Below are 12,250 nucleotides of genomic sequence, written 5' to 3' on the forward strand. Positions count from 1 at the left end.
GGCGGTGATGATTTCATCGCAGTGTTTTTTGAGGTAGTGAAATGAATGCAGTGATTGCTGCGGTCGGCATCATGCTGATCCTCAGCCTGTCCCGTGTGCACGTGGTGATCGCCCTGATCGTCGGTGCGCTGGTCGGTGGCCTGACCGGTGGTCTGGGCATCGACGCCACGCTCAAGGCGTTCAACAGCGGCCTGGGCGGGGGGGCGACCGTGGCGTTGTCCTACGCGCTGCTCGGCGCTTTCGCGGTGGCGATTGCCAAGTCCGGTCTGGCTCATGCGCTGGCCGACAAGGCCTTGGCGATGGTTGACCGGCAACACGCGACCGGTGGCGGCAGCGTCAAATGGCTGCTGATCGGCCTGCTCTGGGTGGTGGCGATTGCCTCGCAGAACATCCTGCCGATCCACATTGCGTTCATTCCGCTGCTGGTGCCGCCGCTTTTATATGTGCTGACCAAGCTGCAACTCGATCGTCGTCTGATCGCCTGCGTCATGACCTTCGGCCTGATCACCCCGTACATGTTCCTGCCGGTGGGTTTCGGCAACATCTTCCTCAATGAAATCCTGCTGGCCAACGTCGCGCGCAGTGGCGTCGACATCAGTGGCATCAACGTCACCCACGCCATGGGCATTCCGGCGCTGGGCATGGTGTTCGGCCTGGCCATGGCATTCATCAGTTACCGCAAGAAGCGCGTCTACGACCTGGCGAAAATCGAGCAGGTCGAGCAGGTGGCGGTGCAGTACAACCCGCTGAGCCTGATGATCGCCGGTGTGGCGATTGCAGCGGCGTTCATTGTGCAACTGCTGCTGGACTCGATGATTATCGGGGCGCTGGTCGGTTTTCTGATCTTCTCGGTGTCGGGCATCGTCAAGTGGCGCGAGACCGATGACCTGTTCACCGAAGGCATGAAGATGATGGCGATGATCGGCTTCATCATGATCGCCGCGTCCGGGTTCGCCGAAGTGATGAAGGCCACCGGGCAGGTGCAGACCCTGGTCGAATCGTCGGCTTCGTGGATCAATCACAGCAAGGGCGTCGGCGCACTGTTGATGTTGCTGGTCGGGCTGCTGGTGACCATGGGCATCGGTTCGTCGTTCTCCACCGTGCCGATCCTTGCGGCGATTTTCGTGCCGCTGTGCGTGCAACTGGGCTTCAGCCCGCTGGCGATCGTCTGCATCGTCGGCACTGCCGGGGCCTTGGGCGACGCTGGTTCGCCGGCTTCGGATTCGACCCTCGGGCCGACCTCCGGTCTGAACATCGACGGCCAGCATCACCATATCTGGGACACCGTGGTCCCGACCTTCCTGCATTACAACCTGCCGTTGCTGGCGTTCGGCTGGGTGGCCGCGATGGTCCTCTGACCACCACAAATCCCAGACTGTGGGAGCGGGCTTGCTCGCGAAGGCGGTGTATCAGAAACACAATTGGTGACTGACACGACGCCTTCGCGAGCAAGCCCGCTCCCACAGGGATACGAGGCATCTCCAGACTCAACTTTTGCTTGCGCGTGCCGTTAACGCCTTTAACCACGCCAATAAAACCAAAAGAGTGAGCTCCCCCCATGCGCTTGAGTCTCAAGGCCAAAGTCCTGTCGCTTGCCGTCCTGCCGGTGTTGCTCTTTGCGCTGGTCATCAGCCTGACCACGCTGTTCATCCTCAAGCAACAAGCGCACACCGAGGTCGAGCAGACCCGCGAGCGTTTGCTCGCCGACGCCAAGGCCACGCTGCAAAGTTACGTCGCCGTGGCCATGACCACGATCAAGCCGTTGTATGACGCAGCCGCCCCCGGTGACAACGAGGCGCGGGCGCAGGCGATCAAGCTGCTGTCGGGGATCCGTTACGGCAAGGACGGCTACTTCTTCGGCTACGACTCCGAGACCGTGCGCCTGTTCAAGGCCAACGACCCTGAAGGCGTGGGCAAAAGCTTCAAGGACAACCGCGACCCCAATGGCGTTTACGTCAACCGCGGCCTGGTGAGCGTGGCGAAGGACGGCACCCACTATCTGCAATACAGCTCGCCGTTGCCGGGTAACGCCAACGTGCTGGTGCCGAAACTCGGCTACACCGAGTACCTGGCGAAGTGGGACATGGCGGTGGGTACGTCGGTCAACCTCGACGGCATTGAAGCGCAGGTGGCGGTGGTCGAAGGCCAGGTGCAGGAGCGGATGGAAGGCGTGATCCTCAGCATCGTCGGCGTGGCGGTGCTGGTACTGTTGGTGATCGCCGCAGCGGGGATGCTGCTGGCCAATGCCATTTTGCGGCCGCTGACTCTGATGAAAGCCAACCTCGACGACATCGCGGCGGGCGAGGGCGACCTGACGCGCCGGCTGAACATCACCAGCCAGGACGAACTCGGCGAACTGGCTGGCTCGTTCAACCGTTTCGTCGACAAGATCCACGGCCTGGTGCGGCAGATCACCGAGATGACCACGCAACTGACTGGCCTGGTGACCCAGGTCTCGGATCAGGCCCAGCGCTCTGATCAGGCGATGGAGCGTCAGCGCCACGAGACCGATCAAGTCGCCACGGCGATCAACGAGATGTCTGCCGCCGCTCAGGAAGTGGCCAAGAGCGCGCAGAATGCCGCCGTCGCCGCACAGCAGACCGATGAAGAAGGTCAGAGCGCCAAGCGCGTGGTGGCCGGCAGCATCAAACAGATTCATGCGCTGGTGGATGACATTCGCAGCAGCGGCGTGTCACTCGACAGCCTGCAGCAGGATGTGTCGTCGATTGTCGGCGTGCTCGGGGTGATCCGCTCGATTGCCGAGCAGACCAACCTGCTGGCGCTGAACGCTGCAATTGAAGCGGCGCGTGCCGGGGAGGCCGGGCGCGGCTTTGCGGTGGTGGCGGACGAAGTGCGGGCACTGGCCAGCCGCACGCAGATCAGCACCCAGGAAATTCAGGGCATGATCGATCGCTTGCAGGCGGGCACGCAGTCGGCGGTCGAGGCGATGCGTCGGTCCAGCGAGGCGGGCGATGGCACCTCGGCGCAGGCCAATCAGGCCGGGGCGTCGCTGGATGCGATGGCGGAGCTGATCGCGACCATCAACTCGATGAACGCGCAGATCGCCAGTGCTGCCGAGGAACAAACGGCGGTGGCCGAGGAGATCAACCGCAGCGTGCATCAGATTGCGGTGGCGGTGGACAGCGTGGCGGATGAGACCCAGTTGGGCGCGCAGACCTCGCGCAGCTTGGCCGAACTTGGCCAGCGATTGGGCAAACTGGTAGGCCAGTTCCGTATTTAAAGGTTGCTGCAAAAACTTTGTGGGAGCGGGCGTGCTCGCGAATGCGCTGTGTCAGATACAGAATGGCTGACGGACACGACGCTTTCGCGAGCAAGCCCGCTCCCACATTGGGTTTTGTGCAAGGCTCAGGGTCTGTCCCAGTAGGGGATTTCGCCGAAGCATTCCATGAAGAAATCAATCACCGTGCGCACCTTCACCGACAGCCGCCGGCTCCCCGGCCACAGCACGGCAATCTGCTGCGGCTCCAGGCTGTTCGACACCTGATATTCCCCCAGCACCGGCACCAGCGTGCCTTCGCGTACCGCTTCACCAATCAGCCATGACGGAAACATCACCAGCCCCAGACCCTGTTCGGCGGCCTGGGTGAGGGTGTCGGCGTGGTTGCCGGTGATCGGGCCTTTGACCGAGTAGGGTGTCCAATCGCCTTGATCCTGCCGGAAGAACCAGCGCTGCTGGCCGGTCGCACCTTTGTAGGCCAGGCACTGGTGTTGCGCGAGTTCGTCGGGATGTTGTGGTGTGCCGTGCTGCTTGAGATACGCCGGGCTGGCCGCGACCTGAAAGCGGTGCGGTGCGAGAATCCGTGCCTGCATGCTCGAATCGTGCAGCGGGCCGATGCGGAACAGCAGGTCGGCGCCTTCTTGCAGCGGGTCGACGTAATGGTCGGTCTGCTGGATGTCCAGTTGCAGCTTCGGATAGCGCGCACATAACTGTCCGAGCCACGGTGTCAGATGCCGTTGGCCGAACACCACCGGCGCGTTGATCCGCACCAGTCCGGTGGGGTCGCTTTGCTGTTCCTGCAACGCCTGCTCGGCTTCCTCCAATTGCACCAGCACCAGCCGCGCGTGGTGGCCGAGCATGCGCCCGGCTTCCGTTGGCGTCACGGCGCGGGTGTGGCGGTAGAGCAATTGCTGGTTCAGCGCCTGCTCCATCAACTGGATTTGCCGCGAAATCGAAGAGGGCGCAACACCCTCGCGGCGGGCGACTTCGGAAAAGCTGCCGTGGTCGAGCACCGCCACAAACAGCCTGAGTGTCTTGAATCCCAGTTCATTGAGCCCGTGCATGAGTCTTCCTGCTGTGCGGATTGCGCAAAAGTGTTGTCCGGATGCTCCCATTTATCGCACAGCGTCGCCAGCCGATAATCCGCGCCATCGTTTATTTGCACAGGTTTTGGTTATGCAGACGTTGGATGAGGTGAGTGTGGCGACGCCGGTGCGCAAGCCGGGGTTGCGCCTGTTGTTGCTGCCGCTGGTGATTCTGGCCGGTATGGGCTTGTCGGTGGAGGCGGGTCTGCTCGGGCCGTTGGGGGTTCAGGTCGGGCATCTGTGGGCGACCTTGAGCATCTTCGGCGTGGGCTCGGCGATCCTGTTTCTGCTGTTGCTGTTCGCGGGGCCGCAGAAGGGCCCGGCGCTGACCGATCTGCCGCGCTGGCAATTGATCGGCGGCTTTCTCGGACCGATGTATGTGGTGGTGCTGACCCTGGCGACGCCACATATCGGAATTGCGATGACGATGATCGCGATTCTCTCGGGGCAGGTGGGCAAGAGTGTGCTGATCGACCATTTCGGCTGGTTCGGTGCGACGCGCAAGAAGGTCAATGCCGAGCGCTGGCTGGCGCTGGGCCTGATTGTGGTGGCACTGGTTTTGATTGCGCGGGGTTGAAGATGAGTCTGGTTATTTTGTTGGCGGTGGTGGTGTTGGCCGGTGCGGTGTTGAGTGTGCAGGCGGCGATCAATGGACGCCTGGGTGAGACCGTCGGGGTGTTGCGCAGCAGTCTGCTGACGTTTTTTGTCGGCGCGGTGACGACCGGGTTGTTGATTGTGTTTTTCGAGCCGGCGCATGCGGTGAGTTTGCTCGATGTGCCGAAGTGGCAGGTCTGCGGTGCTTTGTTCGGGGTGGTTTACATGATGGTGATGGTCGGTGCGGTGCCGGTGGTGGGGACGGCGGTGGCGACTGTTGCGGTGATTGTCGGGCAGTTGGGGATGGGGATGTTGATCGATAATTTTGGCTGGTTGGGGAATCCGGCGATCGAGCTTTCGTCGTCTCGGGTGTTGGCGATGGTTTGTCTGGGGTTGGCGTTGGTTTTTATGTACCGGAGCGGTGTTCGTCGTTCTGATTGAGTTTTGGGTGCAAATCCGTTTTTTGGGTGGGGGCTGAGCAGGGTTCCGCCCTTACGGCGGGTCACTTTTGACAAACGCCTCAAAAGTAACCAAAAAGGCTTGCCCCGGCGTTCGGCCCTCGCCGTGGCTCGGGTTCCTTCGTTGCGGGATTCATCCGGGGGCATCGCCTCCGGTTTGCTTCGCTGCACCTCCTCTCGATGTGTTTGGCTGCGCCAAACGGTCGCTGCGCTCCCCCCCCCCCGGATAAACCCCTCCACTCAGCCTGCCGAAGGGGCCGGTACGGCAAGATCAAGAGCTTTCGGCGAGCTGACACTCGGCCATTTGAGTGGGGCGGCTTCGCCGCATGCCGGGCACGCTCTCTAAACTGCAGGAGCCCGCTCGCGATGGCGGCCTACGAGCCGACCATCCTCTACCTGAACACCCCCATTCCCCATTGTGGGAGCAGGCCTGTCAGCGAAGACGGCCTACCCGCCAACCAATCTCCAACTGACCCCGCCCATTCCCACTGTGGGAGCGGGCTCGCTCGCGAAGACGGCCTACCAGCCGACCAATCTCCAACTGACCCCGCCCATTCCCACTGTGGGAGCGGGCTTGCTCGCGAAGGCGGCCTACCCGCCGACCAATCTCCAACTGACCCCGCCCATTCCCACTGTGGGAGCGGGCTTGCTCGCGAAGGCGGCCTACCAGCCGACCAATCTCCAACTGACCCCGCCCATTCCCACTGTGGGAGCGGGCTTGCTCGCGAAGACGGCCTACCCGCCAACCAATCTCTAACTGAATACACCCAATCCCATGCATGAACTGCCGAAGGCTGTGATCTTTTGATCTGCTATGCCTTTGGCTCTCGATGTGGCTGTTGATCTCAAGCCCCTTCGGATGGACACCGTAGCGAGGGAACGCTGAGCCTAAGCGAGGTGCCGTACGCCGGAGGCAAAGCCTTTTGGTTCCTTTTTTTCGTTTGAAAAAGAGACTCGCGGTAAGAGCGAAGCCGCCAGCGGCAGCACCCGAATCAACGGATATTCACCCTCATCGCCAGCAGAAACGGATATCCCCCCAATCCGCAGGTAAAACGCAGAACAGAACTGCTCTTGCTTCGAAAAAATCCAGATCAAAATTTCGCAGCCTTCGGCAGCTCCTACACTGATCTTTACGGCTTGCCCCGGCAAGCCGCAGACAACCACCAAAAAAGGAGTCCGCCCACATGCCAGATAGAAAATGCGATTGCCCCAACTGCAAATGCACAATCAAGGAAGGCGACCACGCCTACGCCGTACACGGCAAACACTACTGCTGTGAAGCCTGCGCGCACCACCACAAGGGTGGCGAGGAGTGTTCAAGCAAGGGCTGCCATTGCGCCCACCCCAAATGACGACATGCAAAAAAAAGTGGAGCCTAATCAGGCTCCACTTCCAGTTTCAGGCTTTCATCATCCAGCCGTTCGGTATGACGTACCGTGCCTTGCAGCCGTCGACCTTCAACCCTGACCACCACGGTTTTCGCCTGGTCGAGGTCTTCCGGTAACGGTGCCGGTACGCGCAGGGCGAAGCAGTATGGGTCATCTTCGACGGGTTCCAGGCCCACTCGACAGTCGACGCTTTTGGTGATGCGGCCGAACAGGGTGTCAAGGCCGTAATCCAGATGCGCCGGGCTGAAGATGCTGGTCATGTGTATTCCCCCAAATGTCCCCATTGCCTGGCGAGAGTCTAGCTCGCCGGTCGCCATGTGACATTTTCCACGCCGAATTTTTCCGCCATCGGTTTGCTGGTCTTTTGCACTTTTTCCCGGCCGAAACGCGGGATGCGACCCACGCCGGCGTCGCAGCTTGCCCAGTGCCACGCCTCGGCATTGTCCATTTTGTCCGAACGGATAATGAACGATTTGGGCGTGCCGTGAAGGGTGTAGTCGATGACAAACAGTTTTGCGTTGTTCATAAAGCCCGTATTCCTCCCTGTGGTATTAGAAGGATCGCGGCGCGCCGGGAAAATTCACTCGGATTGTCCGACGGTATCTATCGTTGGCGACACATCGGCGCACTGGTTACCATGGCCGCTCCGCCAACCCCAATGAATGCTCGCCATGGCCCTCGCTGCGCCTCCCGATCTGAGTGATACCGATGTGCCGGTGCAACCGCTGGCGCGTACCTATCCGCGTGGGTTATTCATCGAGCCGCACGAGCATGTCTGGGGTCAGTTGCTGTATGCGATGAGCGGGGTGATGTGGGTCGAAACCCCGCATGAAGCGTTGGTGGTGCCGCCGCAACGGGCGGTGTGGTTGCCGCCCGGGGTGCCGCACGGGATTCGCGTGGTTTCGGACTTGCAGATGCGCAACATCTACCTGCGTCCGGCGCTGGCGGCGACGCTGGATGCGACGGTGCAAGTGATCGAGGTTGCAGGGCTGCTGCGTGAGTTGATCGTCGGGCTGGTCGAGCAGGGTGACAGCGGTGAGCCGGCCTATTACGACGCATTGGTCGGTCTGGCGTTGCTGGAGCTCAAGCGTGCCCGGCGCTCGCAATTGAAGATCGCAATGCCGGACGATTCCGACCGGCGCCTGATGAACCTGTGTCAGGCGGTGATGGCGGCGCCGTCGCTGGACATTCCTTTCGAGCAGCACGCGGAAAACGCCGGGGCCAGTGTGCGTACGCTGGCGCGGTTGTTCAAGGACAGCCTCGGTATGGGCTTCGCCGAATGGCGGCGGCAGGTGCAACTGGCGACGGCCGTGGCGGAGTTGATTCAGGGCGTGCCAGTGAGTGCGATCGCTCGGCAGCTGGGCTATTCGCCGAGCAGTTTCAGTGACATGTTCCGCCGGGAACTGGGCGTAGCACCCTCGCAATTCATGAGCACCTGAACACAACCCCTGTGGGAGCGAGCCTGCTCGCGAAAGCGCCGGGTCAGTGACTTCATTCTTCACAGGCATATCGCATTCGCGAGCAGGCTCGCTCCTACACTGGAGTGTGGCGAATTCAACCGATTTGGCCGAAATTCAGAAGTCCTTGGCCGGCGCCTCCGCCGATCCTTCCCTAGACTCTGCCCATCCCTTTCACGCGGTGGAGTTCCCCCATGAACTACCTGATTTCGCTGGCCATCGGTCTGGGTGTCGGCCTGCTCTATGGCGCGCTGCATTTTCGTTCGCCGGCACCTCCGGCCATCGCCCTGGTGGGGCTGCTCGGCATGCTCGCGGGTGAGCAGTTGTGGCCGCTGGGTCGGCAACTGGTCGCAGGCTGGTTCTCGTGAATTTTTCTTTCTCTCTTCGGTGGATGTCCTCATGAAAGCACTGCAATTCGATAAAACCGGCGACCTGTCCTCCCTGCGCTTGGTCGACGTAGCCACTCCGGTGCCCGGCGCTGACGAAGTGCTGGTCGAGATCAAGGCGGCCGGTTTGAACCCCAGCGACGTAAAGAACGTGCTCGGGCGTTTCCCCTACACCACATTGCCACGGATTCCCGGGCGCGATTTCGCCGGCGTCGTGGTTGCAGGGCCGCAGGCCTTACTTGGTCAGGAGGTGTGGGGCACCGGGCGCGAACTGGGCTTTTTCGCCGATGGCTCGCATGCGCAATTCGTCAAGCTGCCGGCCAACGGCGTGGCGCATAAACCGTCGCACCTGAGCTTCGCCCAGGCTGCCAGCCTCGGCGTGCCGTACACCACGGCATGGGATGCGCTGGAACGCAGCCTGGTGAGTGCTGAAACCCGTTTGCTGGTGATCGGTGGCGGTGCGGTGGCGACGGCGGCGTTGGCGTTGGCCAAGGTCCGTGGGGCGCAGATACTCGCGGCGGCGCGGCGGCCAGAGCAGGTCAAGGACTTGCAGGCACAGGGTTTTCAGACGATTCAGCTGGATAAGCCCGAAGACCTCGGTGCACAGGTCCACGCGGTGTACAGCGGCGGCGCCGATGTGATCTTCGACACCACCGGTTTCTGGCTGCCGGCCTCGGTGGCGGCGCTGGCACCGTTCGGTCGTATCGCGATTATCGCGGCCCCGGTCGACGGCCATGTGCAGTTGCCGGCGCTGGCGCTGTACCGCAAGGGCGGTTCGGTGGTCGGGATCAACTCGCTGCTGTATGGCGTGCAAGCTTGCGCGGCGATGCTGGAGCAGTTCGGGCGGTTCTTCGATGAGGATCGGCTGCCATTGCCGCAGGGTTTGCTCGAGGTGCCATTGGCGGAGGGGTTGCAGCGCTATGCCGAGGTGAATCAGGGCAGTGGCGACAAGATTATCCTTATCCCTTAACGCCGCAAAACAACTGTGGGAGCGGGCTTGCTCGCGAAAGCGGCTCGCCATTCAACCAAAGACTGCCTGACCCACCGCCTTCGGGAGCAAGCCCCCTCCCACATTTGAAACGCATGCCCCTGTGGGAGCGGGCTTGCTCGCGAAAGCGGTATTTCATTCAACCAAAAACCGCCTGACCCACCGCCTTCGGGAGCAAGCCCCCTCCCAGATTTGAAACGCATCCCCCTGTGGGAGCGGGCTTGCTCGCGAAAACGGTATTTCATTCAACCAAAAACCGCCTGACCCACCGCCTTCGGGAGCAAGCCCCCTCCCACAGTCAGAACGCAAGCCTGCGCCCACATTTTTTGCTGCACAGGTTTCAGGATTGCGGGACGCCGTTCTCCCACGCCGACCAGTTTTTCAGGATGTCCTGCACCAGCGGATTACCCGTGCGATAGAGATTCTCCAGCGCCGGCACGAAGCCGCCTTGATCGGCGTACTTGAGCAGGTTATCCACTTCGCTGCCGCCCGGTGCGGGCCGGTCGAAGTCGGAGCCAGCACGCACTACCGCCAGCCGTTGCACGTCCACCAGACCTTCGCGGCTGGCGCGCAGCAAGGCCTCGTAGGTCGAGTTGTCTTCCTGTTGCGTGGTGCAATATTCACCTTTGTTGTCGGTCAGCAGTTGGGTCCAGACCTCGGCGCGTTCGCTCAGGCGTGTGCCGGAGTACCAGGTGTTGCCCGCCAGCGTATCGCAGCGGGTAACCACTGGCGGCTGGTTGGCCGGGGCAGACGGGTATTTCAGGCGCCACGCCGCCGATTCCTTGCTTTCGCTCAGCTCGACCTTGTGGCTCAGGGCGAAGGCTTTCGCCTGTAATGTCGGGTTGAGTTCGAAGACTTCGGTCTTGTAGTCCAGCGGCGGTTTTTCGTTGGGGCCCTTGGTGTTGATGCCGATATAACCGGTCGGCCAGTTCGACGGCGCGTCGCGCGAATCCAGTTCCCATTGCGTACCGAATTCCACCAGGTAGTGCGCCCACGCGGCGGTGCCGATGGTCCCGTGTTTCGGGCTGATACCGGCGATCCCGGCGATCAGGAAGTAGCTTTTGCGCAGGTCGAATTTCGGCGACAGGGCCAATGCCAGGGTCGAGGCGGCGGCGTTGGTCTGGCCCATGCCGGTGGTCAACAGGCACACCTGCTGCGCGTTGCAGCGGATGGTCGGGTATTCGGCGGACAACCCCGGCACGCGGATTTCCTGCTTGAGGTTAAGGCGCTCGATCCAGTGCTGTGCCTCGGGGGCGAACATGGTGATCAGCACCACTTTCGGCTGGATCGGCGCTTCAGCCGCCCATGTGGTGGAAGAGAGCAGGGCCGCAGCGGCCAGGGTCAGACGCGTCATTGCTTGCATGAGAATCTCCTGAATTCAGAACTGGTAGCCGATGCCGGCGTAGTAACCCCACCCGTTGGAGCGTGCGCGGAAGTTGCCATCGCCGAAGTTCAGCTCGCTGCCGTCCTCCCAGTTGCCGCCGTTGTGGAAATAACGGCCGACCAGGGTGAAGCGCAAGTGGGTGAACGAGTACAGCAACACGTTGGTCGCCACCGTGGCATTGGCGGTGCGCGCCGGGTTGTCCTTGTGCAGGTCCGAGCCAAAATCGAAGTTGGTGAAGCCGATGTAGGTCAGCGAGGCACCGTTGCTGAATTTGTCGATGGGTACGATGTACTTGAGCTGCGCGCGGTAACCGTCCCACGAATACTCATTGCTCGCGCCGTAGTTTTCCCACTGGTAGCGCCCGTACAGGTTGGCCGACAGGTTGACCCGCGAATGAGTGTCGATGTCGGTGCCCAAGCCGCTGTACAGCGTGTTGGCGCGATTCTCCTTACGGCTGCCGTGATCGTAGATCCAGTCGAACGCCACGTACCATTCCTTGAACGGACCGATGGCCAGACTGCGGCCGGCGAGGTAGTCAATGGATATGCGTGGTTCGTGCTCCATGAACACCGGTGAGCCGTGGTCCCACACGCCTTTGTCGTGGCTGTTGCCGATGTTGAAGATCTTCGGAATGTCGACGTAGCCGTACAGCTCGAACGGCCCCTTGCGCCCGAAGTATTCATATTCCAGGTAGATATCGTCGGCCGGTTGCGGGCCGAAGCTGATGTCCTTGCTGCCGATCAGCGTCAGGTCCTGGTTGTACCAGTCCGACAGATAGGCGCCTTGTTTCGGCGGACTGGCTTCGGGGCTGAGGGTTTCGCCCTGGGCAGATTCTTCGGGCAAGGCCGGCTGCGCCAGCGCGCTGTGGCTGAGAACTCCGGTAACGCCGGTCAGTAGCAAGGAAACAGCAAACGTGCGCGCAAATGGGGCGCGAAGAGGGGAAGCGGCGTGCATTCAAAGTCCTTTTTTGCGGATCGAGGCCCGGGTTCTGCGGGTCTGTACGGTTTTGTTACGAAAAAGCCGTTATAGGCAGGTAGCAAACGTTTGCACAAGGCGTACCAGTTTTCCAGATACAGCTATTTCACTGTGGGAGCGGGCTTGCTCGCGAAGGCGTCGGGTCAGCTGACACGGGCTTCATCGTTACACCGATTTCGCGAGCAAGCCCGCTCCCACGGGGGGACACCATGAGGTCAAAATCCTGTGTTTGCTGGTCGAAAGCCTCGGTTTAGACGGCCTAGTATTAAAGTATTAACACCATTTAATCAGTGCCCC

General features: G+C 61.4%; 12 protein-coding genes and 2 pseudogenes. 9 read left to right on the forward strand and 5 right to left on the reverse strand.

Annotation, left to right across the window (positions count from 1 at the left end; translation table 11 throughout):
• The first annotated feature begins 41 nt into the window (after nt 1-41).
• The 3 genes and pseudogenes from U862_RS0101990 to U862_RS31365 form a co-directional block, all read left to right on the forward strand.
• Nucleotides 42-1,358 (forward strand): Na+/H+ antiporter family protein, encoded by a 1,317-nt coding sequence (locus tag U862_RS0101990; protein ID WP_025108857.1) that lies wholly within the window; start codon nt 42-44, stop codon nt 1,356-1,358.
• Between the two features lie 200 nt (nt 1,359-1,558).
• A pseudogene (locus U862_RS31360) lies at nt 1,559-2,335 on the forward strand (cache domain-containing protein); the annotation flags it as partial.
• Between the two features lie 312 nt (nt 2,336-2,647).
• Nucleotides 2,648-3,241: pseudogene (locus tag U862_RS31365) on the forward strand (methyl-accepting chemotaxis protein); the annotation flags it as partial.
• Nucleotides 3,242-3,366: 125 nt separating this feature from the next.
• Here U862_RS31365 and U862_RS0102000 read toward each other — a convergent pair.
• Nucleotides 3,367-4,302: a LysR family transcriptional regulator gene (locus tag U862_RS0102000; RefSeq protein ID WP_025108859.1), complete on the reverse strand. Its 936-nt coding sequence runs from the start codon at nt 4,300-4,302 to the stop codon at nt 3,367-3,369.
• 112 nt (nt 4,303-4,414) lie between these two features.
• Here U862_RS0102000 and U862_RS0102005 point away from each other — a divergent pair, with 112 nt between their 5' ends.
• The 3 genes from U862_RS0102005 (at nt 4,415) to U862_RS29340 (ending at nt 6,727) form a co-directional block, all read left to right on the forward strand.
• Entirely contained in the window at nt 4,415-4,900 is a 486-nt protein-coding gene (locus U862_RS0102005; protein WP_025108860.1) for a DMT family transporter, read from the forward strand.
• A gap of 2 nt (nt 4,901-4,902) precedes the next feature.
• Nucleotides 4,903-5,358: a DMT family transporter gene (locus U862_RS0102010; protein WP_025108861.1), complete on the forward strand. Its 456-nt coding sequence runs from the start codon at nt 4,903-4,905 to the stop codon at nt 5,356-5,358.
• A gap of 1,201 nt (nt 5,359-6,559) precedes the next feature.
• Nucleotides 6,560-6,727 carry a metallothionein gene (locus U862_RS29340; protein WP_081730276.1) on the forward strand — a complete coding sequence of 56 codons (168 nt, stop codon included), beginning with the start codon at nt 6,560-6,562 and terminating at the stop codon, nt 6,725-6,727.
• A 23-nt stretch (nt 6,728-6,750) separates the two neighbouring features.
• Here U862_RS29340 and U862_RS0102020 read toward each other — a convergent pair whose 3' ends face one another.
• Nucleotides 6,751-7,023: a hypothetical protein gene (locus U862_RS0102020; RefSeq protein ID WP_025108863.1), complete on the reverse strand. Its 273-nt coding sequence runs from the start codon at nt 7,021-7,023 to the stop codon at nt 6,751-6,753.
• 38 nt (nt 7,024-7,061) lie between these two features.
• On the reverse strand, nt 7,062-7,289 hold the full coding sequence (locus tag U862_RS0102025; RefSeq protein WP_003223528.1) for a DUF6555 family protein: 228 nt from the start codon (nt 7,287-7,289) through the stop codon (nt 7,062-7,064).
• A 145-nt stretch (nt 7,290-7,434) separates the two neighbouring features.
• Between U862_RS0102025 and U862_RS0102030 the strand changes: the two genes are divergently transcribed.
• From U862_RS0102030 to U862_RS0102040, 3 genes are all read left to right on the forward strand, one after another.
• A complete protein-coding gene (locus tag U862_RS0102030; RefSeq protein ID WP_177327304.1) occupies nt 7,435-8,202 on the forward strand; it encodes a helix-turn-helix domain-containing protein in 768 nt (255 codons plus the stop codon).
• A gap of 212 nt (nt 8,203-8,414) precedes the next feature.
• Nucleotides 8,415-8,588 (forward strand): DUF1427 family protein, encoded by a 174-nt coding sequence (locus U862_RS29345; RefSeq protein ID WP_081794837.1) that lies wholly within the window; start codon nt 8,415-8,417, stop codon nt 8,586-8,588.
• Between the two features lie 31 nt (nt 8,589-8,619).
• Nucleotides 8,620-9,576 carry a zinc-binding alcohol dehydrogenase family protein gene (locus U862_RS0102040; protein WP_025108865.1) on the forward strand — a complete coding sequence of 319 codons (957 nt, stop codon included), beginning with the start codon at nt 8,620-8,622 and terminating at the stop codon, nt 9,574-9,576.
• Between the two features lie 358 nt (nt 9,577-9,934).
• Here the strand turns inward: U862_RS0102040 and U862_RS0102045 are convergent, their stop codons facing one another.
• Both U862_RS0102045 and U862_RS0102050 read right to left on the reverse strand, forming a co-directional pair.
• The gene (locus U862_RS0102045) at nt 9,935-10,957 is read right to left on the reverse strand and encodes a purine nucleoside permease (protein WP_025108866.1); all 1,023 of its coding nucleotides are present in this window, start codon (nt 10,955-10,957) and stop codon (nt 9,935-9,937) included.
• Nucleotides 10,958-10,972: 15 nt separating this feature from the next.
• The gene (locus U862_RS0102050; RefSeq protein ID WP_025108867.1) at nt 10,973-11,932 is read right to left on the reverse strand and encodes a nucleoside-specific channel-forming protein Tsx; all 960 of its coding nucleotides are present in this window, start codon (nt 11,930-11,932) and stop codon (nt 10,973-10,975) included.
• Nucleotides 11,933-12,250: the final 318 nt, after the last annotated feature.

Origin of the sequence: Pseudomonas sp. H1h (assembly GCF_000633255.1) — a bacterium.
Taxonomy (GTDB): domain Bacteria; phylum Pseudomonadota; class Gammaproteobacteria; order Pseudomonadales; family Pseudomonadaceae; genus Aquipseudomonas.